Origin of the sequence: Methylorubrum thiocyanatum, assembly GCA_014138645.1 — a bacterium.
GTDB lineage: Bacteria > Pseudomonadota > Alphaproteobacteria > Rhizobiales > Beijerinckiaceae > Methylobacterium > Methylobacterium thiocyanatum.
Genome location: JACJIB010000002.1, coordinates 39,258 through 59,027 on the forward strand (window position 1 = coordinate 39,258; position 19,770 = coordinate 59,027).

At 70.5% G+C, this 19,770-nt stretch carries 22 protein-coding genes; 13 read left to right on the forward strand and 9 right to left on the reverse strand.

Annotated features, from left to right (window positions below; translation table 11 throughout):
- Positions 1–11 precede the first annotated feature (11 nt).
- The 3 genes from fdhF (at position 12) to HNR51_RS04010 (ending at position 4,393) form a co-directional block, all read left to right on the forward strand.
- The gene (gene fdhF / locus HNR51_RS04000) at positions 12–2,864 is read left to right on the forward strand and encodes a formate dehydrogenase subunit alpha (RefSeq protein WP_182554051.1); all 2,853 of its coding nucleotides are present in this window, start codon (positions 12–14) and stop codon (positions 2,862–2,864) included.
- Between the two features lie 208 nt (positions 2,865–3,072).
- Positions 3,073–3,363, forward strand: a complete 291-nt coding sequence (locus HNR51_RS04005; protein WP_182554052.1) for a formate dehydrogenase subunit delta — start codon at positions 3,073–3,075, stop codon at positions 3,361–3,363.
- Positions 3,364–3,457: 94 nt separating this feature from the next.
- Positions 3,458–4,393 (forward strand): LysR family transcriptional regulator, encoded by a 936-nt coding sequence (locus HNR51_RS04010; RefSeq protein WP_182554053.1) that lies wholly within the window; start codon positions 3,458–3,460, stop codon positions 4,391–4,393.
- Between the two features lie 139 nt (positions 4,394–4,532).
- Here the strand turns inward: HNR51_RS04010 and HNR51_RS04015 are convergent, their stop codons facing one another.
- From HNR51_RS04015 to HNR51_RS04050, 8 genes are all read right to left on the reverse strand, one after another.
- Entirely contained in the window at positions 4,533–4,979 is a 447-nt protein-coding gene (locus tag HNR51_RS04015) for a hypothetical protein (protein ID WP_041372180.1), read from the reverse strand.
- A gap of 68 nt (positions 4,980–5,047) precedes the next feature.
- Entirely contained in the window at positions 5,048–6,082 is a 1,035-nt protein-coding gene (gene obgE, locus HNR51_RS04020) for a GTPase ObgE (protein WP_182554054.1), read from the reverse strand.
- 36 nt (positions 6,083–6,118) lie between these two features.
- Entirely contained in the window at positions 6,119–6,598 is a 480-nt protein-coding gene (locus HNR51_RS04025) for a hypothetical protein (protein WP_182554055.1), read from the reverse strand.
- On the reverse strand, positions 6,595–7,194 hold the full coding sequence (locus HNR51_RS04030) for a GNAT family N-acetyltransferase (protein ID WP_182554056.1): 600 nt from the start codon (positions 7,192–7,194) through the stop codon (positions 6,595–6,597). Before HNR51_RS04030 ends, HNR51_RS04025 begins: the two co-directional genes overlap by 4 nt.
- Positions 7,195–7,382: 188 nt before the next feature.
- Positions 7,383–7,649 carry a 50S ribosomal protein L27 gene (rpmA, locus tag HNR51_RS04035; RefSeq protein WP_012456615.1) on the reverse strand — a complete coding sequence of 89 codons (267 nt, stop codon included), beginning with the start codon at positions 7,647–7,649 and terminating at the stop codon, positions 7,383–7,385.
- Between the two features lie 91 nt (positions 7,650–7,740).
- Positions 7,741–8,133, reverse strand: coding sequence for a 50S ribosomal protein L21 (rplU, locus tag HNR51_RS04040; RefSeq protein WP_182554057.1), 393 nt, complete (start codon positions 8,131–8,133; stop codon positions 7,741–7,743).
- A gap of 440 nt (positions 8,134–8,573) precedes the next feature.
- A complete protein-coding gene (locus HNR51_RS04045; protein ID WP_182554058.1) occupies positions 8,574–9,506 on the reverse strand; it encodes a pirin family protein in 933 nt (310 codons plus the stop codon).
- Positions 9,507–9,555: 49 nt separating this feature from the next.
- Positions 9,556–11,103 (reverse strand): helicase HerA-like domain-containing protein, encoded by a 1,548-nt coding sequence (locus HNR51_RS04050; RefSeq protein WP_182554059.1) that lies wholly within the window; start codon positions 11,101–11,103, stop codon positions 9,556–9,558.
- Positions 11,104–11,248: 145 nt separating this feature from the next.
- Here HNR51_RS04050 and HNR51_RS04055 point away from each other — a divergent pair, with 145 nt between their 5' ends.
- The 5 genes from HNR51_RS04055 to HNR51_RS04075 all read left to right on the forward strand — a co-directional run bounded on the left by HNR51_RS04055 (position 11,249) and on the right by HNR51_RS04075 (position 14,785).
- Complete coding sequence (locus HNR51_RS04055; RefSeq protein WP_012456619.1) at positions 11,249–11,635, forward strand: DUF2267 domain-containing protein; 387 nt, start codon at positions 11,249–11,251, stop codon at positions 11,633–11,635.
- Between the two features lie 214 nt (positions 11,636–11,849).
- Positions 11,850–12,848, forward strand: a complete 999-nt coding sequence (olsB, locus tag HNR51_RS04060; RefSeq protein ID WP_012456620.1) for a l-ornithine N(alpha)-acyltransferase — start codon at positions 11,850–11,852, stop codon at positions 12,846–12,848.
- Between the two features lie 76 nt (positions 12,849–12,924).
- Positions 12,925–14,094, forward strand: coding sequence for an MFS transporter (locus HNR51_RS04065; protein WP_182554060.1), 1,170 nt, complete (start codon positions 12,925–12,927; stop codon positions 14,092–14,094).
- Positions 14,095–14,195: 101 nt separating this feature from the next.
- A complete protein-coding gene (locus HNR51_RS04070) occupies positions 14,196–14,324 on the forward strand; it encodes a hypothetical protein (protein WP_012456622.1) in 129 nt (42 codons plus the stop codon).
- A gap of 215 nt (positions 14,325–14,539) precedes the next feature.
- Positions 14,540–14,785 carry a hypothetical protein gene (locus HNR51_RS04075; RefSeq protein ID WP_182554061.1) on the forward strand — a complete coding sequence of 82 codons (246 nt, stop codon included), beginning with the start codon at positions 14,540–14,542 and terminating at the stop codon, positions 14,783–14,785.
- Positions 14,786–14,811: 26 nt separating this feature from the next.
- Here the strand turns inward: HNR51_RS04075 and HNR51_RS04080 are convergent, their stop codons facing one another.
- Positions 14,812–16,005: a patatin-like phospholipase family protein gene (locus HNR51_RS04080; protein WP_012456624.1), complete on the reverse strand. Its 1,194-nt coding sequence runs from the start codon at positions 16,003–16,005 to the stop codon at positions 14,812–14,814.
- Positions 16,006–16,361: 356 nt separating this feature from the next.
- Between HNR51_RS04080 and HNR51_RS04085 the strand changes: the two genes are divergently transcribed.
- The 5 genes from HNR51_RS04085 to HNR51_RS04105 all read left to right on the forward strand — a co-directional run bounded on the left by HNR51_RS04085 (position 16,362) and on the right by HNR51_RS04105 (position 19,724).
- Positions 16,362–16,916 carry a ComEA family DNA-binding protein gene (locus HNR51_RS04085; protein ID WP_182554062.1) on the forward strand — a complete coding sequence of 185 codons (555 nt, stop codon included), beginning with the start codon at positions 16,362–16,364 and terminating at the stop codon, positions 16,914–16,916.
- Between the two features lie 212 nt (positions 16,917–17,128).
- Positions 17,129–17,344: a hypothetical protein gene (locus HNR51_RS04090; protein ID WP_012456626.1), complete on the forward strand. Its 216-nt coding sequence runs from the start codon at positions 17,129–17,131 to the stop codon at positions 17,342–17,344.
- Positions 17,341–17,859: a DUF3016 domain-containing protein gene (locus HNR51_RS04095; protein WP_012456627.1), complete on the forward strand. Its 519-nt coding sequence runs from the start codon at positions 17,341–17,343 to the stop codon at positions 17,857–17,859. Before HNR51_RS04090 ends, HNR51_RS04095 begins: the two co-directional genes overlap by 4 nt.
- Before the next feature lie 84 nt (positions 17,860–17,943).
- Complete coding sequence (locus HNR51_RS04100) at positions 17,944–18,843, forward strand: diacylglycerol/lipid kinase family protein (RefSeq protein WP_182554063.1); 900 nt, start codon at positions 17,944–17,946, stop codon at positions 18,841–18,843.
- On the forward strand, positions 18,840–19,724 hold the full coding sequence (locus tag HNR51_RS04105; protein ID WP_012456629.1) for a metallophosphoesterase family protein: 885 nt from the start codon (positions 18,840–18,842) through the stop codon (positions 19,722–19,724). The genes HNR51_RS04100 and HNR51_RS04105 overlap by 4 nt, the downstream gene beginning before the upstream one ends.
- Positions 19,725–19,770 lie beyond the last annotated feature (46 nt).

Consider the following 19,770-nt stretch of genomic DNA (forward strand, 5'->3'; position numbering starts at 1 on the left):
GGAGGCAGCCGATGACCCTCATCAAGGAAATCGACTACGGCACCCCGATCCGGCTCAACGAGCAGACGGTGACGCTGACCATCGACGGCGAGAGCGTGACGGTGCCCGCGGGCACCTCGGTCATGGCCGCGGCGATGCATATGGGCACCAAGATCCCGAAGCTGTGCGCGACGGATTCGCTGGAGCCGTTCGGCTCCTGCCGCATGTGCCTGGTGGAGATCGACGGGCGGCGCGGCACGCCTGCCTCCTGCACCACCCCGGCCGAGAACGGCATGGTCGTGCACACGCAGTCGGACAAGCTGCACCGCCTGCGCAAGGGAGTGATGGAGCTCTACATCTCCGACCACCCGCTCGACTGCCTGACCTGCGCCGCCAACGGCGATTGCGAATTGCAGGACACCGCCGGCCAGGTGGGCCTGCGCGAGGTGCGCTACGGCTATGACGGCGACAACCACGTCAAGCCGACCTCCGACCGCTACCTGCCGAAAGACGAGTCCAACCCCTACTTCACCTACGACCCGTCGAAGTGCATCGTCTGCAACCGCTGCGTCCGCGCCTGCGAGGAGACGCAGGGCACCTTCGCGCTGACCATCGAGGGCCGCGGCTTCGACAGCCGTGTGGCGGCCGGCCCCACCAACTTCATGCAGTCCGAATGCGTGTCCTGCGGCGCCTGCGTCCAGGCCTGCCCGACCGCGACCCTGCAGGAGAAGACGGTCCACCTCTACGGCCAGCCCGAGCATTCCGAGGTGACGACCTGCGCCTATTGCGGCGTCGGCTGCGCCTTCAAGGCCGAGATGCAGGGTGACCGGGTCATCCGCATGGTGCCCTACAAGGGCGGCAAGGCGAATGAGGGCCATAGCTGCGTCAAGGGCCGCTTCGCCTACGGCTACGCCACCCACAAGGACCGCATCACCAAGCCGATGATCCGCGAGAAGATCACGGATCCGTGGCGCGAGGTTTCCTGGGATGAAGCCATCGCGCATGCGGCCAGCGAGTTTAAGCGCATCCAGGCGAAATACGGAAAAGATTCGGTCGGCGGCATCACCTCTTCGCGCTGCACCAACGAGGAGGCCTACCTCGTCCAGAAGCTGGTGCGCGCCGCCTTCGGCAACAACAACGTCGATACCTGCGCCCGCGTCTGCCACTCGCCCACCGGCTACGGCCTGATGTCCACGCTCGGCACCTCCGCCGGCACCCAGGACTTCAAGTCGGTCGAGGAATCCGACGTGATCCTCGTCATCGGCGCCAACCCGACCGACGGCCACCCCGTCTTCGGCTCGCGGATGAAGAAGCGCCTGCGCGAGGGGGCCCGCCTCATCGTCGCCGATCCGCGCAAGATCGACCTCGTGAAGTCGCCCCACATCCAGGCCGACTATCACCTGCCCCTGAAGCCCGGCTCCAACGTCGCCTTCATCAACGCCTTCGCCCACGTCATCGTCACGGAAGGCCTGATCGCCGAGGACTACGTCCGCGAGCGCTGCGACCTCGCCGAGTTCGAGTCCTGGGCCCGGTTCATCGCCGAGGAGCGCAACTCGCCGGAGGCGGCGCAGGCGATCACCGGCGTCGATCCGCAGGCGATCCGCGAGGCCGCCCGCCTCTACGCCACCGGCGGCAAGGCGGCGATCTACTACGGCCTGGGTGTCACCGAGCACTCTCAGGGCTCGACCATGGTCATGGGCATGGCCAACATCGCCATGGCCACCGGCAATATCGGCATGGTGGGTGCGGGCGTGAACCCGCTGCGCGGCCAGAACAACGTGCAGGGCTCCTGCGACATGGGCTCGTTCCCGCACGAGCTGCCGGGCTACCGCCACGTCGCCGACGACGCCACCCGCGAGAGCTTCGAGGCGATCTGGGGGGCCAAGCTCGACAACGCGCCGGGCCTGCGCATCACCAACATGCTCGACGAGGCCGTCGGCGGCACGTTCAAGGGCATGTACATCCAGGGCGAGGACATCGCCCAGTCCGACCCCGACACCCATCACGTGACCTCGGGCCTGAAGGCCATGGAGTGCATCGTGATCCAGGACCTGTTCCTGAACGAGACCGCGAAGTACGCCCACGTCTTCCTGCCGGGCGCCTCCTTCCTCGAGAAGGACGGCACCTTCACCAACGCCGAGCGCCGCATCTCCCGCGTGCGCAAGGTGATGGCCCCGATGGGCGGCTACGGCGACTGGGAGGGCACGGTGCTGCTCGCCAACGCGCTCGGCTACAAGATGGCGTACACCCACCCGTCCGAGATCATGGACGAGATCGCGGCGCTCACCCCGAGCTTCACCGGCGTCTCCTACCAGAAGCTGGAGGAACTCGGCTCGATCCAGTGGCCGTGCAACGAGAAGGCGCCGCTCGGCACCCCGATGATGCATGTCGACCGGTTCGTGCGTGGCAAGGGCCGCTTCATGATCACCGAGTACGTCGCGACCGACGAGCGGACCACGGGCAAGTTCCCGCTGATCCTCACCACCGGCCGCATCCTCTCCCAGTACAATGTCGGCGCGCAGACCCGGCGCACCGAGAACTCCCGCTGGCACGAGGAGGACGTGCTGGAGATCCATCCCTTCGACGCGGAAGTCCGCGGCATCGTCGACGGCGATCTCGTCGCGCTGGAGAGCCGCTCGGGCGACATCGCGCTGAAGGCCAAGGTGACCGAGCGGATGCAGCCGGGGATCGTCTACACGACCTTCCACCATGCCAAGACCGGTGCCAACGTCATCACCACCGACTATTCGGACTGGGCCACCAACTGCCCCGAATACAAGGTGACGGCGGTGCAGGTGCGGCGCACGAACCGGCCCTCCGACTGGCAGGCGAAGTTCTACGAGGAGGACTTCTCGCTCACCCGCATCGCGGAAGCGGCGGAGTAGGCTTTTGGGACTGGGGAGCGGGCTACGGCCCGCTCCTCTCCCACCCTCCCCCTCATCCTGAGGTGCCGGAGCAAGGCGGAGGCCTCGAAGGAGGGCTCCAGAGCACGCGCGATCCCTGGAGCCCTCCTTCGAGGCCGCTGCGCGGCACCTCAGGATGAGGGACAGGGGTGGGATGCGCTCCATTCAGAGAGAGCCGAGTCGTCCGCCGATGAGCGCAACGAACCCGAACGACAAGCTGGTGCGGATGGCCAACCAGATCGCCCTGTTCTTCCGGTCCTACCCTGAGACGGAGGCGGTGGCGGGCATCCACAACCACATCGTGGCGTTCTGGACGCCGAAGATGCGCCGCGACCTCGAAGGCTACGCCGACGAGGCCGGCGAGCGGCTCGATGCCCTGGTTCATAAGGCCCTGCACGAGCAGCCGGCGGCCGAGAGCCCGGTGCGCCCGGCCACCCGCAATCCGCAGCTCGCGGGCGAGGGCGCCAGCGACGCGGGCTGAATCCCGTCGCCGTCCCTCGGCTTGAGGAGCGTCCCCCGATCGTCCTACCAATGCGGGGCTCTGCCCTCCCTGCGGGTATCGGGACGGTTCTCAGGTGATCGATAAGCTGGAATTCCTCCTGGCGCTCGCCCGCGAGCAGCATTTCGGGCGCGCGGCGGAGGCCTGCGGCGTGACCCAGCAGACGCTCTCGGCCGGGGTGAAGAGCCTGGAGGACCGCTTCGGCGTCCGCCTGGTCCAGCGCGGCTCACGCTTCCAGGGATTCACGCCGGAGGGTGACCGGGTGCTGGCCTGGGGCCGGCGCATCGTCGGCGACGCCCGCGCGATGCAGGACGACGTGGCCGCGCTCCGCCGCGGCCTCACCGGCCACCTGCGCATCGCCGCCGTACCGACCGCCCTGCCGATGGTGGCGGCGCTGACCACGCCCTATCGCGCCCGCTACCCGAACGTGCGCTTCAGCGTGATCTCGACCACCTCGGAAGAGATCTTCTCGCTGATCGACAATCTCGAGGCGGATGCGGGGCTCACCTATCTCGACAACGAGCCGCTCGGGCGCGTCACCGCCGTGCCGCTCTACACGGAGCACTATCAGCTCCTCACCGCCGCCGGCGGCCCTTACGACGACCGGGCCAGCGTCACCTGGGCGGAACTCGCCAAGATCCCACTCTGCCTGCTGACGCCCAACATGCAGAACCGGCGCATCATCGATCAGCAGATGCGCGCGGCGGGCGGCGAGCCGGCCCCCACGCTCGAATCCAACTCGATGGTCGTGCTGATGACCCATGTGCGCACCCTGCAATGGGCGAGCGTGATGCCGGCGATCCTCGCCGACGCGCTCGGGCCGACCGAGGGTTTGCGGGCGATCCCGATCGTGGAGCCGGACCTGCGCCACGCCATCGGCCTCGTCGCCCCGCGCCGCGACCCGGCGACGCCGATGGTGACCGCCCTCGTCAACGTCGCCCGCGCGGTCGCCCGAACGCTGGACGGTGAGGACTCCGCCCCGGCGGTGCTGCACGGCACGGCCACGAACTGAGTCTGGGATCCCAGAGGGATCATCCCTTTGGCGGGGCGCCGGGGTGGAACCCCGGCATCCGTTCAACCGGGGCTCTGCCCTGGACCCGCGAAAGGGCTCGCCCTTTCGAAACCCCTGACGCGCCGACGGAGCGCGTCGATCACGCGCCGGGGCGCTGGATCACGGCGCAGAGGGTGAGCGGGCCCTGTTCTTTCCGCATGAAGGCGCAGGTGACGCGGGCGCCGTCCACCTCGATCGTGCTGTGGCGCTTGGCCTGCGCGCCCTCGCGGGCCTGCCGGGTGGCGTCCCGCAGGCGATCCGGGGCGATGCCCGTGATCGCGTGGCCGGCCTGGACGAACACCGTGTCGTAGGCCTCCGGCGGGGTCTCACCCCGGTACTGCGCGCCGACGGACGAGGCGTCGGCGCCCGCGCAGGAGAGCGTCAGCGAGGTTTGCGGACCGGCCTCGAACCGGGCGAAATCGGCGCTGCGCTCGGCCACTGCGGCCCCCGTCGCCCGCTGCACCCGGTCGATCAGGTCGGTGCAGGATTCCTCGGCCATGGCGGGGGAGGCGGCGAGGACGAGGAGGAGGGCGAGGGCTCTGCGCATGGGGGCCATGTAGGGCGAATCGGCAAAATCCGTCGCCGGGGTGGACTGAGGCGTAGCGCCGCTGCGCCTCAGGGATGCCAGGGCTCGGCCGGCTCCGCCGTCTCCTCCGCCGCGTCCTGGCCGTCGAGCTGCGCCTGGATCGCGCGGAGCGCCTCCTGCACGCCCTGCCCCGAGGCCGCCGAGAGCACCAGCGGCTTGCCGCCCGCCGCCCGCTTCAACCGGGCGACCTGATTCTTCAGCGTGTCGGGATCGAGCGCGTCGGCCTTGGAGAGGGCGACGATCTCGGGCTTGTCGGCGAGGCCGCCGCCATAGGCTTCGAGTTCGCGCCGCACCAGCTTGTAGGCCTTGCCGGCGTGCTCGCTCGTACCCTCCACGAGGTGGAGCAGCACCCGGCAGCGCTCGACATGGGCGAGGAACCGGTCGCCCAGGCCGACGCCCTCGTGCGCCCCCTCGATCAGGCCCGGGATGTCGGCGAGCACGAATTCGCGGGCATCCGAGCGCACGACACCGAGCCCCGGATGCAGGGTGGTGAAGGGGTAGTCGGCGATCTTCGGCTTGGCCGCCGTGACGGTGGCGAGGAAGGTCGACTTTCCGGCATTCGGCAGGCCGACGAGGCCGGCATCGGCGATGAGCTTGAGGCGCAGGATCAGCCACATTTCCTGGCCTTCCTGGCCGGGATTGGCGTGGCGCGGCGCCCGGTTCGTCGAGGTGGTGAAGTAGGCGTTGCCGAAGCCGCCATTGCCGCCTTTGGCCAGCCGCACCCGCTGGCCGACCTCCGTCATGTCGGCGATCAGGGTCTCGCCGTCCTCGGCGAAGACCTGCGTGCCCGCGGGCACCTGGAGCACCGCGTCGTCGCCCTTGGCGCCGTGGCAGTTCGAGCCCATGCCGTGCTCGCCCTTGCGCGCCTTGAAATGCTGGCGGTAGCGGTAGTCGATCAGGGTGTTGAGGCCCTGCACGCACTCGATCCATACATCGCCGCCCCGGCCGCCGTCGCCGCCGTTGGGGCCGCCGAACTCGATGAACTTTTCCCGCCGGAACGAGACGCAGCCGGGACCACCGTCGCCGGAGCGGACGTAGACCTTGGCTTCGTCGAGGAATTTCACGGTGCTTCTCTCAGGCTCGGGACCGGCCGGGGCCGGTCAGCTTTCGGTGCGACGGCACTGGCCGTCGAGGTTGAGGTATTGGATGCTGCGCAGGCCCGCCTCGAACCAGCCGCCCGCATCCGGCTGGCGCCCGTTGGCGCCGCCATCGCCGTAGAGGTTGATCTGGATCGCCCCGTCCGGCGAACGCAGGGTCGGCGCCTCGCCGCTGCGATCGTAGGTCCAGATCGGCCGCTCGTCGAACAGGGTCTGCGATCCGTCCGCCTCCCGCTGGAACAGCTGGCCGTACGCGGCGCCCTCCCCCGCAGGCTTGGCGAAGTAGAACCCGACCTTCGGCGTGCGTCCGGCGAAATTGTAGAACTCGCAGTAGAGGCGGCTTTCCCCCTGCGGCTTCGGCGCCGGCGCCGCCGCGGCCTCGACCGGCGGCGGCTTTCCCTCGCGGGTGATCGCGAAGATCAGCGCCGCCAGGGCCACCGCCGTCATAGCCGCGGCGAGACCGGCGACCCTGCGTGTCCTCATGCCGAGGGTCCCCCCACCGCGCTCCGGTGCCTTCCGAGCCACTCCGCCCGGTCGAGGCGGAAATCGTAGCTCGGCACGGCGCCGCCCCGCGCCACGAAGACGGGCGCCGATTCGCCCGTGCGGCGGAACCCGCACTTCTCCAGCACCCGCTGCGAGCCCCGGTTCGCGACCATCGCGGCCGAGACGAGGGCCGGCTCGCCCGCATAGGCGAAGGTGGCGTCGACCATGGCCTCCGCCGCCTCGGTCATCAGCCCCTCGCCCCAGAACGGGCGCCCGAGCCAATAGCCGAGATGCGGCGCAATCCCATCCGGCCGGTGCTCGACCGACACGACGCCGATCAGGTGCGCGGGCGCCGCCCGCCGGCAGACCGCCATGATCAACCCTTCGCCCAGGGTGTTCGCCGCCCGCGCCCGAATCACGAAGCCCTCCGCCTCGTGCAGCGGCAGCGGCGTCGGGAGCCGCGCGGTCATCTCGGCCACCGCCGGATCGCCCGCGAGCCGCGCGACGGCCTCGGCATCGCGGGCCATGGGCCAGCGCAGCCAGAGCCGGCGCGTCTCGAGGCGGAAGACGTCGTCGCGGGTGAGATCGGGGAACATCGTGAGCCGGTCATGTGAGGGCGCTGTGCGGCGCCGTCCGGGACGACGAAGGGGGAGGATGGTGCCCCATCCTCCCCCGTGTTCCGATCCGCTCGAAGCTTCGCCTGAAGACTTCAACGACCGTCCGCCGGTTCGGTGTGGGACACCGGCGGGACGCTCGCTTCGTCGTCAGCGACAAGCGTCCGCCGTTACTCCGCGGCTTGCGCCAGCGGTACGACGGTGACGAATTCGCGACCGCGGCGGGTCTCGAACTGCACCTTGCCCGGGACGAGGGCGAACAGGGTGTGGTCCTTGCCCATGCCGACATTGGTGCCGGGATGCCACTTCGTGCCGCGCTGGCGCACGATGATGTTGCCCGGAATGACGGCCTCCGAGCCGAACTTCTTGACGCCGAGGCGCCGGCCGGCGGAGTCGCGGCCGTTGCGGGACGAGCCGCCTGCTTTTTTGTGTGCCATGGGATTGCTCCGGAATTCCTAGATCTGCGTTCGAGGCTTGCGGCCGGTTCAAGGGCCTCACGAAACTCCGCGGGAGTTTCGCGAGAGACGCTTACTCGGCGGCGGCCGGGGCGGACTCGGCGGCCGGCTCGACCTTCCGGGTCTTGCGCGGCTCGGCCTTCGAGGACTTGCCGCCGGCGCTGATCTCGGTGATGCGCACGACCGTGAAGTCCTGACGGTGACCGCGGCGGCGGCGCGAGTTCTGGCGGCGGCGCTTCTTGAAGGCGATGACCTTCCGGGTGCGGCCGTGCTGGACGATCTCGCCGGTGACGCCGACGCCCGACAGCAGAGGGGTGCCGATCTGGGTGGCATCGCCGTCGGTGAACAGCAGCACGTCGCCGAAGGTGACGGAGGCGCCGGCCTCACCCTCGAGGGTGGCCACGGTGATGACGTCGTTGGCGGCAACGCGATACTGCTTGCCGCCGGTCTTGATGACTGCGAACATCGTTGTCTCTCGTGTTCTCTGCCGGCCTCCGGCACCGTGAGCGCCTGGGCCGTCTTCTTGTTCAGGTCATCCGCGTGGATCGAGCCCCGTAAGGCGAGGCTTGGCCGTGTGCACGCGAACGCGAAACGCGCGGACTTCGTCGAGGAAGCCGCGCGTTGCGTTGGTCCGATAGTCTGCCGGGCGGGCTCCTGTCAATGCCGCACGGCGCTTCGGCCAGGGATCGGCGCTCGATGAACGAGCCCGCCTTTCATACGGTTTACGGTTGAAGAGTTCGGTCTGGCGTTGACCTCCGTCATTCCGGGGCGCCGCAGGCGAACCCGGAATCCATGACTGGCCTCGACGGGGACGCGCCTCCCGCATCACGGGTGGATCCCGGGTTCCGCTGCGCGGCCCCGGGATGACGGGAGATGGTCATACCGAAGCGATCAACCGGGACCGTATCAGGGAAGCGGGATGAACTCGGCCCGGTCGTCCGGCGGCAGGTCGAACCGCCCCTCGCCCCAGGCCCCGCGCCGCCATTCCTCCTTGGCCGCCTCGATCTTCTCGCGGCTCGACGAGACGAAGTTCCACCAGATGTAGCGCGGACCGCCGAGCGTCGCGCCGCCGAGCGCCATCAGCCGGGCGCCGGACGGGCCGGCGGCGACGGTGATGCGGTCGCCGGGGCGGAACACCATCATGCGGCCGGCCTCAAAGTCCTGCCCCGCGATGGAGATGGTGCCCTCGACCACGTAGAGGCCGCGGTCCTCGTGATCGTCGGGCAGCGGGAAGCAGGTGCCGGGCGCGAGCGTCACGTCGGCATAGAAGGTGTCCGAGAAGACGTTGGCCGGCGCCCTCTCCCCGTAGGCGTGTCCGAGGATGAGGCGCAGGCTCACGCCGCCGTCCTCGATCATCGGCAGGGTCGCCTTGCCGTGATGCTCGAAGCTCGGCGCCGTATCCTCGTGGCTCTCGGGCAGCGCGACCCAGGTCTGGATGCCGTAGAGGGAGTGGGGCGCCCGGCGGGTCTCCGGCGTCGTGCGTTCGGAATGCGTCACGCCGCGGCCGGCGACCATCCAGTTCACCGCGCCCGGCAGGATCGTCTGGTTCGTGCCCAGGCTGTCGCGGTGCTGGAACTCGCCGCGATACAGGTAGGTCACGGTCGCGAGCCCGATATGCGGGTGCGGGCGCACGTCGACGCCCTTGCCGGTGATGAACTCGGCCGGACCCGCTTGATCGAAGAAGATGAACGGGCCGACCATCTGGCGCTTGGGGGCCGGAAGGGCCCGGCGCACCTCGAACCCGCCGAGGTCGTGGGCACGGGGAACGATCAGGGTTTCGATCGCGTCGATCCCGACGGCGTTCGGGCAACCGGGTTCCAGGGCCGGGTTCCAGCTCATCGTGCATCTCCTCGGAGTCTCGAGCCGGCCGATCGCCGGCCCGTCCTCGCTACCGCTTCGTCAGCCCGCCGAGCACGTTCCTCAGGATCGCGTCGCCCACCTCCGTGCCGACCTTGCGCGCCATGGAGCGGGCGGCGTTGCCGATGACCTGCTCGGCCAGACTCGGCGGCGGGCGGCGGGTGCGGCCCTTGCCCTTGGGCGCGGCCTCCTCGCCGCCACCCAAGATCCCGCCGAGCCAGCCGCCCAGCATGCCCGACAATCCGCCCTCGCTCCGGCCCGCCGCTTCCGCCGGGGCGGCATCCAGATGCTTGCGCCGGGCCAGCATCTCGTAGGCGCTCTCGTTGTCGACCGCCTCGTCGTACTTCCCGCGCAACGGGCTCTGCTGAAGGATCGCGGCGCGCTCGGCCGGCGTCAGCGGCCCGACGCGGCCCTGCGGCGGGGCGATCAGGGCCCGCTCCACGACCGAGGGCGTCCCCTTGGCCTCGAGGAAACTCACCAGCGCCTCGCCGACGGCGAGTTCGGTGATCGCCTTGCCGACATCGAAGCCGGGATTCTGGCGGAAGGTCTCGGCGGCGGCGCGCACGGCGCGCTGGTCGCGGGGGGTGAAGGCGCGCAGCGCGTGCTGCACCCGGTTGCCGAGTTGGCCGAGCACGGTTTCCGGCACGTCGAGCGGGTTCTGCGTCACGAAGTAGACGCCGACGCCCTTGGAGCGGATCAGCCGCACCACCTGCTCCACCGCGTCGAGTAGCGCCTTGGGCGCGTCGTTGAACAGCAGGTGCGCCTCGTCGAAGAAGAATACCAGCTTGGGCTTGTCGAGATCGCCCACTTCGGGGAGCTGCTCGAACAGCTCGGAGAGCAGCCACAGCAGGAACGAGGCGTAGAGGCGCGGCCGCTGCATCAGCCGATCGGCGGCCAGGATGTTGACGAAGCCCCTGCCCTCCCGGTCGGTGCGCATGAAGTCCTTCAGGTCGAGCGCCGGCTCGCCGAGGAATGTGTCGGCGCCCTGGTTCTCGAGCACGAGGAGCGCGCGCTGGATCGCGCCGATCGAGGCGCCCGAGACGTTGCCGTAGGTGCCCGAGAGCTCCTTCGCGTTCTCCGACAGGAAGGTGAGGAGCGCGCGCAGGTCCTTCAGGTCGATCAGAGGCCATTGATTCTCGTCGGCCACCCGGAAGGCGATGTTGAGCACGCCCTCCTGGATGTCGTTGAGTTCGAGCAGGCGGGCGAGCAGGAGCGGGCCCATCTCGGTGACGGTGCAGCGGATCGGATGACCCTGCTCGCCGAACACGTCCCAGAAGATCGTCGGGAAGCGGTCGGGCTCGTAGGCGATCCCGAGTTCCTCGGCGCGCTTGACGAAGGGGGGCTTGGCCTCGCCCGCGGCGGCAAGCCCCGACAGATCACCCTTGATGTCGGCGGCGAAGACCGGGACGCCCGCGTTGGAGAATCCCTCTGCCAGAACCTGCAGCGTCACCGTCTTGCCGGTGCCGGTGGCGCCCGCCACGAGGCCGTGGCGGTTGGCGAGCCGCAGGGTCAGCACTTCGGGCTTCGGCTGCGGGCCCGTGCTCCGGCCGACCAGAATCGTCCCCTCGCCCGCCGCCATGCTCGCCTCGCCCGCACCGTGACCGTTGTCGCCGACAGGGTATGGCGCGCCGCGCGTCCGATCCAGGGGCTCGATGGGCGGCAACCCTTGATTTCGCCGCCGCCGCGTCGGACAGACGAAGAACCTGCCAGAGAGGAAGCGTTTCATGGAAGAGCTGATTGCCCGCGTCACCAACCGCACGGGCCTCGACGCGGCGACCGCCAAGACCGCGATCGGTCACATCCTGGCCTTCCTGCAGAAGGAGGGGCCGGCGACCGAGGTGAGCCAGATGATGGCCGCGCTTCCGGGCTCCGAGGCGGCGGTCGCCGAGGCCAATGCCGGGGACGGCGGCGGCGGGCTGATGGGCATGCTCGGCGGCATGATGGGCGGCGGCGTGATGGCGCTCGGCCAGAAGCTGATCTCCGCCGGCGTGCCGATGAACCAGATGCAGCCGCTCGGCCAGGAACTCTTCGCCTATGGCCGCGAGACCGCCGGCGAGGACGTGATGGGGCCGATCGTCGGCTCGATCCCGGGCCTGAACCAGTTCGTCTGAGACCGCAGGACCCAGCGGTAAGCCCCTGAGATCGTTAGCCGGTTTTCAATTGCCGGCTATCGCGTGAACTTCGCGCGAAGCCTCGCAACGGCTTCGCGCAAGTCGCTGTAAAAGCGAAAAGATTTCCGTCATAAAAGCGTGCGGCCTTCATGTTGTTGTCGCCGCGCAAGAGGACGCATCGCGCGGCCTCCGCCGCGACGGGATCGTCTCGCTCATGCTGCCGAATTTTTCCCCGCGCGAGGCCACGGCGGCGTGGAAGGCCGGCTGGGAGACCAAGGTCCAGGCCCCCTTCGCCCGCTTCCGCCAGACCTTCGAGGGCAGCGACTTCGCGCTGCCCGGGTCGGCACCGATCCTGCTGAAATCCCGGGCCAAGCGGGTGCTGCTCGAACCGGGGCTCGATCCCAGCCTCGGCCGGATCGGTCCGCTCGAGGTGCGGCTCGCCACCACCAAGTCCGAGATCCGCCGGGCGCAGCGCCTGCGCTTCCGCGTGTTCTACGAGGAGATGTCGGCGGTGCCGACCGGCATGGCCGCCCTCAAGCGCCGCGACGTCGATGCCTACGACGCCATCTGCGACCACCTCCTGGTGATCGATCACGCCGCGACCGAGGCCAAGCCGTTCCGCAAGGCGCGGCCGAAGGTGGTCGGCACCTACCGGCTGCTGCGCCAGGACCGGGCGGAGGCGCATTTCGGCTTCTACTCCTCGGGGGAGTACGACCTCGCCCCCCTGCTGGAGCGCCATCCGGGCAAGCGCTTCCTCGAACTCGGCCGCTCCTGCGTGCTGAAGCCCTACCGCACCAAGCGCACCGTCGAACTCCTGTGGCACGGCATCTGGACCTATGTGCTGCACCACCGCATCGATGCGATGCTCGGCTGCGCCAGCCTGGAGGGCACCGATCCGGATCGCCTCGCGCTGCCCCTGAGCTTCCTTCACCATCACGCCCGCGCCCCCGAGGCGTGGCGCGCCCGCGCCCTGCCCGAGCGCTACGTCGCGATGGACCGGCTGGCGAAGGAGGCGGTCGATCCGAAGGCCGCGCTGATGGCGCTGCCGCCGCTGGTGAAGGGCTATCTCCGGGTCGGGGCGACCTTCGGCGACGGGGCGGTGGTGGACCGGCAGTTCGGCACCACCGACGTGCTCGTGGTGCTGCCGGTCTCGGCCATCGCGGCCCGCTACATCGGCCATTTCGGCGCGGGTGCGGATCGGCACGCCGCCTGAACGCGGCGGGTTGCCGAGCGGGGTGAAGCCGGTTCAGGCCGGGCATCCCCCAACCCCCGCGCGTCCTCCGAAGGCCATGCCCGCCGTCTCCGCCCCGCTCTCCGATCGCGACCGCCTCGGCGCGATGGCCGCCGCGATCACCTGCGTGGCGGTGGTGGGCACCGGGCTCGGTCTGTCGATCCCGCTCCTGTCGCTGGAGATGGAGCGGATGGGGGCGTCGAGCGTCGTCATCGGCCTCAACACGGCGGTGGCGGGCTTCGCGGCGATCCTCACGGTGCCGTTCGTGCCGCGGCTCGCCGCCCGGGTCGGCGTGGTGCGCCTGCTGATCCTGGCGATCGGGCTCGGCGGGCTGTGCCTCACCGCCTTCAAGCTCTTCCCCAGCCTCGTCCTGTGGTTCCCCCTGCGCTTCGTCTTCTCGACGACGATGGGCGTGCTGTTCGTCCTCTCCGAGTACTGGATCAACGACGCGGCCCCGCCGGAGCGGCGCGGGCTGGTGATGGGCGTCTACGCCACGGTGCTCGCCATCGGTTTCGCCATCGGGCCGACCTTGCTGACGCTGCTCGGCACCGACGGCTTCGCGCCGTATCTCGCCGGCTCGGCCCTGTTCTTCCTCGGACTCATGCCGCTCGTGCTGGCCCGCAACCTCTCGCCCGATCTCGGGCACGACGAGGGGGCCGGTCTCGTGACCTATCTGCGCCTCGCGCCGCTCGCCGTGCTGGCGGCCGCCCTCTACGGCGCGGTGGAGGCGGGCGCCTTCGCCATCCTGCCGCTCTACGGCCTGCGCATCGGCCTCGACGCGCAGGTCTCCGCCGCCCTCGTGAGCGCGGTGGCGCTTGGCAACGTCCTCTTCCAGATCCCCATCGGCCTGCTGGCCGACCGGGTGGACCGGCGCTTCGTGCTGCTCGGGGGCAGCCTCGCGGGAGCGTTCGGGGCGGCCCTGATTCCGGCGGCCTCGGCTTCCCTGCCGGTGCTCGCCGCCCTGCTCTTCGTCTGGGGCGGGATCGTCGGCACGCTCTACACGGTGGGCCTCGCCCATCTCGGCGCGACCCTGCGCGGGCCGGATCTGGCCGGCGCCAACGCGGCCTTCGTGATGCTCTACAATGCCGGGCTGATGCTCGGGCCGCCGCTGATCGGCGGCGGTATGGATCTCCATCCGCCGCAAGGCTTTGCCCTCGCGCTGAGCCTGCTCTTCGCGCTCTACGCGGTGCCGGTGGCGCGCAGCCTCGCGCGGGGACGCGCCGGCTGAGGGGGCGGGAGACGGAACGGGGCCGCCGCGATGCCCGTTATCGCGTTGAAGCTGCACTGTTGCCCCGCACGCCAAACCCCGCACGCGAAGGAGCCCGACCCATGAGCCTCATCGGACGCATCGTCACCAAGATCCTCGGCACCGACGACCGCGTCGTCGCCCGCGACGACCGCAACGCCGGATCGAGCTCCCCGATCGGCCGTCTCGTGACGAAGATCCTGCGCAAGTAGTCGCCGCAGCCGGCGGACACTTACGAGGGCCGGCCGCCTGTCAGCGGGCGGTGCGGCCCTTTTTCGCGCGGCGCGCCGGCCTCGTCCGGCGGGGTGGCCTTTTCCTGATGCGGCCTTTATGCCCCTGGCCCGTCTCCGCTCTCGAATCCTCACAGCCGAAGGCTCAGGTTCCTGCCGCGGTCCATCGACCGGACCGCGCGACCCGATCTGCGATCATGTCCCTCTCTCACGAAGCTGTCGCGACCGCCGAATTCCCGGTGGCCGAAACCGAGGCGAGCCGAGGCTTGCCGAGCTATGTCGTCGGCCAGGACGGTCAGGGCCGCTGGATCGCCCTGGAAAGCCACGGCCTCGGCGGCTATTTCCGCAGCCGCGAGGCGGCGTTCCATTACGCGGTGAGCCAGACCGGCCGCCGCGCCGGCGCGGTGCGCCTCAGCGCCGAGCCGCTGCGCATCGCCCTTTGAGGTTTGCCCCTTGAAGGCCGCGGGGCTCAGCGCCCCGCCACCGCCTCCCGCACCACGCGCTTGACCAGCGGCTCGGCCGGCACGCTCGGCTGCCAGAACTGGCCGGTGCGGCCGGCCTCGTAGCCGAACTGGTAGAGGCTGCGCATATAGCCCGTGTCGAAGCCGCGGGCCGTCGTGGTCTGCGGTGCGCTCTCGTCGATATAGGTCAGGTTGAAGCCGATCCCGTTGCGGCGGGCGAAGGCGTCGGTGGCCACCAGCGTCGCGCGGGAGCGGGCGCGGCTCGCGGTGGTGAAGGACTTCTCGACGATCGACAGGGTGTTGTTCTTCGTCACGTCGAATTCGGGCTCCAGCCGCCCGTTGATGACGACGTAGATGTCGGCCTTGCCGGCGTTGCGGAAGCGTCCGTCGCGCACGAGGAACGACTGCGGCAGGGTGAAGACCGGCGTCACGACCGAGCCGTCCACGTGCATCTCCTGGAAGGCGCGGCCCTCCGCCTGCACGTCGAGGAGCTGGGGCGGGAACACCGCCGGGATGCTGGCCGAGGCCGTGAGCACGTCGGTGAACAGCGAGACCGCGTTGGGCGCGCCGCTCGCGGCAATGGCGCCCATGTTCCAGATCACCGCGCGCTGGGTGTCGAGGTTCGTCGTCACCACGAGCAGGCGGCGGCCCTTGGCGTGCTCCTCGGCAACCGCCTGGAGCAGGTCGGGGGTGACGTAGCGGGCGATCAGGTTGCGCAGGCGCCCGTCGCCGAACAGGCCGGAGCCGAACAGCACGTTGGCGAGGCTCGGGCTCTGCACGAGCGATTCGGCGGCGCCGCTGGTGTAGATGTCGGTAAGGTACGAATCGTAGGCCGGCCCGAGGAAGGCGAAGGGCGCGATCAGGGCGCCGGTCGAGACGCCGGAGACGATGGTGAAGTCCGGCCGCTTGCCCGAGGCGGTCCAGCCGTTGAGCACGCCCGCGCCGTAGGCGCCGTCACCGCCGCCGCCCGAGAGCGCGAGGTAGCTGAAGGCCTGCCGCTTCTTCTGCGGGCCGGCGGCCATCGCCACGAAGTCGGCCGCGCTCGAATCGGCATAGGCCCGCACGCCGACCATGCCCGGCACGGTCGCGGCATCCGCCTCGTCCTTGGTGTAGCTCGTCCGCGGCAACGAGGAGCAGGCCGCGGCCTGCCCGGCAACCGCCGCGGCGAGGAGCAGGCGCGACCAGCGGAAACCCTTTGGCATCGACATGACCTGAACAAGCCCGGAGGAAGGGGGGCCAGCCTACACCAAACGAGCTTGGCCGTATTGCGTTCCCACACAGGGCCGCCGCGCTCGGCTATCGGCTGATGCCGCGCTGCCACAACGGGAGACGGCGGCCGGCCCTGACCGATCTCTCCTGACTCCGCTCGCTTGCGCGAGACTGTGGCGGCGAGCGGGAGCGGTCGGCGGGCGCTGCGGGTTAGGGTCGGGGTGTGCCCTATCTCTCGGAATTGTCATATGTTCTGCCCGTGCCCGCAGGTTAGGAGTCCACCGATGTCCGGAGCCGAGCACGAGACACCGATTGTGTTCCCCGTCCCCGGTGCGGGCGGGAGGCGCGCATGCTGAGTGGGTCGGCGATCCTGCGGGTTCTGCTCCTGATCGTGGCGGCGGCGGGCTTGGCCTGGATCGTCCAGTCCCTCTGGCTCCATGCCCCGGAATCGGGGGGGGCCGCGCCGGCCAACGGCACCGCGACCTCCGGCCGTCCGGCGGAGAGGGCCGCGGCGCCCCCTGCCCCCGAACCGGTGCGCGTGGTGAGGCCGGCCGAGCCTGTGAGGGAGCCGGCGCGGTCCGCCGAGGCGCCACCTCCGCCCGCCTCCGCACCGCCGGTCGAACCGACTCCTTCACCCGCTCCTGCCCCGGTCGCGCAGACGCCGCCGCCGCCCGCGCCGGATCCGGTGGCCGAGGCCGAGGAGAACGCTCCGGCCGCGGCGGTCGCCCTCGTCGATCTCAACACCGCCTCGCTCGCCGACCTGAATGGGCTGAAGGGCGGCGGCGCCATCGGCCGCACCATCATCCAGCACCGGCCCTACGCTTCCATCGATCAGCTTCTGAGCAAGCGCGTCCTCAACCGCGCCACCTATCAGCGGATCAAGGATCAGGTGACCGTCCGGTGACGGGCGGGGCCGTGAAGGGCGGGCCGTGCGAGGCCGAGGGCGGAGGGCCCCCGCCGGCTCGTGAAAAGCCGTTTCCCGGGAGACGAGCGGGCGCGAGAGAAACCGGCAGGCCGCTCTCCGGCGGCCGCAGCCCGCATCCGACCCTGGCACAGCGCGCGCCGAGGCCCTAAACAGGGGGGAACGTTCCCGTAAACGAAGGCCGAGGCCGCTCCATGCAAACGACATCCGGCGCACCGATCCTCCGCCGGGATCTGGGCGTCGAGGAGACGACGGAATCCGACAACATCGTCCGCTGGGACGGCGAGCGGCTCTACGTCGAGCAGGACATCTACCACAACGGCCAGCTCGTCCACCGCAAGTACCGGCGCACGATCACCGAGCCGGTGGCCCGCGCCCTGCAGGCGATCCTCAAACGCTCGCAGCAATGAGGGCGGCGGCCCTCGCCCTTCTCGCGGTTCTGGCCCTTCCGCCGTCGCTTCCCCTGGCCGCCTCGCCCGCGGCGGCCCAGGTGCGGGTGACCTTCGTCGCGCCCGAGCGCTACACGGATGCCCAGAACCGCTTCGGCTCGGGCCTGCCGCTGCGGGTGGTGCTGGCCGAGATGCGCCGCCTGTTCGAGACTTTGGGCAATGCCGTGCTGGCGCCGGGCCAGACCCTGGACATCGCGGTGCTCGACATCGACCTCGCCGGGCTGGACCAGCCGAGCTTCGGCCCGGCCCAGGGTGTGCGGGTGGTGACCGACATCACCCCGCCCCGCTTCCGCCTGCGCTACGCCCTGAAGGAACGGGGCCGCACGGTGCTCGCGTCGGAAGAGACCGTCAGCGACATCAACTTCCTGCTGCGCGCCAACCGCCTCTCGTCCGGGCAGACCTTCTTCTACGAGCGCGAGGTGCTGCGGGACTGGTTCCAGGCGCGCTTCGTGCAGCGGCGCCCGCCGCCGGGCTGATCGACGGGGCCGTCACACGCCCGACGCCCGCGCCTGCCATGTCCGTACCGTCACGGGCCGGACACAGGCGAGTCACCGAACGGCATGCGGATCGTCCTCGTCGTCAACGCCGCGTCGGGCGCCTTCGCCGACGGTCTGAGGCCGGACGCGATCCGCGCACGCCTGACGGCGGCGGGCCTCGACCTCGCGCCGGAGCCGGACGAGAGCCTCGCCCTGCCGGAGCGCCTGCGGGCCGCGCTCCGCACCGAGGGCGTCGGGGCGGTGGTGGTGGCGGGCGGCGACGGCACGCTCAACGGCGCGGCCGGCGTGCTGGCGGGAAGCGGCGTGGCGCTCGGCATCCTGCCCCTCGGCACCATGAACCTGCTGGCCAAGGATCTCGGCATCCCGCTCGATCTCGATGGCGCCATCGCCGTGCTGCGGGCCGGGCATGCGCGCGCCATCGATGTCGGCCGCGTCAACGGCCACGTCTTTCTCATCAACTCGGTGCTCGGCATGCCCGCCCGCATGGCCCGCCACCGCGAGGGGTTCCGCGGGCGGCGCCTCGGCCCGTCGGCCCTGCTGCGTCTGGCGGTGGCGATCCTGCGCCATCTCGGCCCCTACCCGCCCCTCTCCGCGGTGATCTCGGAGAGCGGACGGCGGACCCGGCGGCGCGTCCGCCTGCTCGCGGTCGTCAACAACGACTACGCGCAAGCACCGGGAAAGCTTCTGGAGCGGAGCCAGGTCGATGGCGGTGAGTTGACGCTCTACATCGCCCGCCGGCTCTCGCCGTGGCGCCTCGCCCGGCTGGCGCTCGGGTTCGGACTCGGCCGCTGGCGCGACGGGCCGGATCTGGAGCGCCGCGGCGCGACCCGGTTCGCCGTCGCCGCCCGGCGGCGGGCGCTGCGGGTGATGAACGATGGAGAGGTTCGCTTGATCGCCCCGCCCCTGCGCTACCGCCTGATGCCCCGCGCGCTCACCGTGATCGTGCCGGAGCCGGTCCGGTGAGACGGATCGCCCATATTTCCGACCTGCATTTCGGGCGCACCGATACGGCGGTGGTCGACGCGCTCGCCGCCGAGCTGAATCGCGATCCGCCGGACCTGATCGTGGCATCGGGCGACTTCACCATGCGGGCCCGGCGCAAGGAATACGTGGAGGCGCGCGCCTTCCTCGACGGGCTCACCGCGCCCTGGATCGCGGTGCCGGGCAATCACGACATCGCCTATTTCAAGCTCTTCACCCGCTTCTTCCACCCGTTCGGACGCTACCGCCGGTTCATCGCGCGGGACACCGAACCGACCTTCCTCGACGACGAGATCGCGGTGGTCTGCCTCAACACGGTGCGCACCTGGGCGCCGGAGACCGACTGGTCTCAAGGGAAGATCACCCGCGCACAGATCGCCCGCACCGAGGAGCGGCTGGCGGCTTTGCCGGAACACGTCTTCCGGATCGTGGTCGGGCATCATCCGTTCATGCCGCCGCCCTGGGACGCGGAGGCCCGCCTCGTCGGCCGCGCCGACGAGGCGCTCGATGCCTTCCGCCGCCACGGCGTCGGGCTGACGCTCGCCGGCCATCTCCACCGCCACTACGCCCGCTTCGCCGAGGCGCCGGAGACCGGTGCCGAACCCGACAGCGTCGCCGTCGATCGCGGCTCGGCGCAGGCCGGCGGCACGCGGCTGCTCGCCGTCCAGGCGGGCTCGGCCACCTCGACGCGGCTGCGCGGCAACGAGCCCAACGCCTACAACCGCATCGTCATCGAGGACGGCCGCGCCACCGTCACCGTGCGGGTCTGGACCGGCGCGGGCTTCGAGGACGTGCGGGAGGACGGATCCGCGCCCGCTGCGGTGGAGGAGCGTCCGGGCGCGACGGCGCCGGCCGGGCGCTGAGCCTCCGCCCCTGTTTGCGGGTGCGTCCGGCCTCGACGGACCGTCA

What these genes read in the sequence shown, in the direction of transcription:
- HNR51_RS04090 (WP_012456626.1), top strand. Translation starts at nt 17,129, where the DNA reads ATGCAAACGACATCCGGCGCACCGATCCTCCGCCGGGATCTGGGCGTC.
- HNR51_RS04075 (WP_182554061.1), top strand. Translation starts at nt 14,540, where the DNA reads ATGTCCCTCTCTCACGAAGCTGTCGCGACCGCCGAATTCCCGGTGGCC.
- HNR51_RS04030 (WP_182554056.1), bottom strand. Translation starts at nt 7,194, where the DNA reads ATGTTCCCCGATCTCACCCGCGACGACGTCTTCCGCCTCGAGACGCGC.
- HNR51_RS04085 (WP_182554062.1), top strand. Translation starts at nt 16,362, where the DNA reads ATGCTGAGTGGGTCGGCGATCCTGCGGGTTCTGCTCCTGATCGTGGCG.
- olsB (WP_012456620.1), top strand. Translation starts at nt 11,850, where the DNA reads ATGCTGCCGAATTTTTCCCCGCGCGAGGCCACGGCGGCGTGGAAGGCC.
- fdhF (WP_182554051.1), top strand. Translation starts at nt 12, where the DNA reads ATGACCCTCATCAAGGAAATCGACTACGGCACCCCGATCCGGCTCAAC.
- HNR51_RS04005 (WP_182554052.1), top strand. Translation starts at nt 3,073, where the DNA reads ATGAGCGCAACGAACCCGAACGACAAGCTGGTGCGGATGGCCAACCAG.
- HNR51_RS04045 (WP_182554058.1), bottom strand. Translation starts at nt 9,506, where the DNA reads ATGAGCTGGAACCCGGCCCTGGAACCCGGTTGCCCGAACGCCGTCGGG.
- rpmA (WP_012456615.1), bottom strand. Translation starts at nt 7,649, where the DNA reads ATGGCACACAAAAAAGCAGGCGGCTCGTCCCGCAACGGCCGCGACTCC.
- HNR51_RS04095 (WP_012456627.1), top strand. Translation starts at nt 17,341, where the DNA reads ATGAGGGCGGCGGCCCTCGCCCTTCTCGCGGTTCTGGCCCTTCCGCCG.
- HNR51_RS04100 (WP_182554063.1), top strand. Translation starts at nt 17,944, where the DNA reads ATGCGGATCGTCCTCGTCGTCAACGCCGCGTCGGGCGCCTTCGCCGAC.
- HNR51_RS04070 (WP_012456622.1), top strand. Translation starts at nt 14,196, where the DNA reads ATGAGCCTCATCGGACGCATCGTCACCAAGATCCTCGGCACCGACGAC.
- HNR51_RS04050 (WP_182554059.1), bottom strand. Translation starts at nt 11,103, where the DNA reads ATGGCGGCGGGCGAGGGGACGATTCTGGTCGGCCGGAGCACGGGCCCG.
- HNR51_RS04055 (WP_012456619.1), top strand. Translation starts at nt 11,249, where the DNA reads ATGGAAGAGCTGATTGCCCGCGTCACCAACCGCACGGGCCTCGACGCG.
- HNR51_RS04015 (WP_041372180.1), bottom strand. Translation starts at nt 4,979, where the DNA reads ATGCGCAGAGCCCTCGCCCTCCTCCTCGTCCTCGCCGCCTCCCCCGCC.
- HNR51_RS04065 (WP_182554060.1), top strand. Translation starts at nt 12,925, where the DNA reads ATGCCCGCCGTCTCCGCCCCGCTCTCCGATCGCGACCGCCTCGGCGCG.
- rplU (WP_182554057.1), bottom strand. Translation starts at nt 8,133, where the DNA reads ATGTTCGCAGTCATCAAGACCGGCGGCAAGCAGTATCGCGTTGCCGCC.
- HNR51_RS04025 (WP_182554055.1), bottom strand. Translation starts at nt 6,598, where the DNA reads ATGAGGACACGCAGGGTCGCCGGTCTCGCCGCGGCTATGACGGCGGTG.
- HNR51_RS04080 (WP_012456624.1), bottom strand. Translation starts at nt 16,005, where the DNA reads ATGCCAAAGGGTTTCCGCTGGTCGCGCCTGCTCCTCGCCGCGGCGGTT.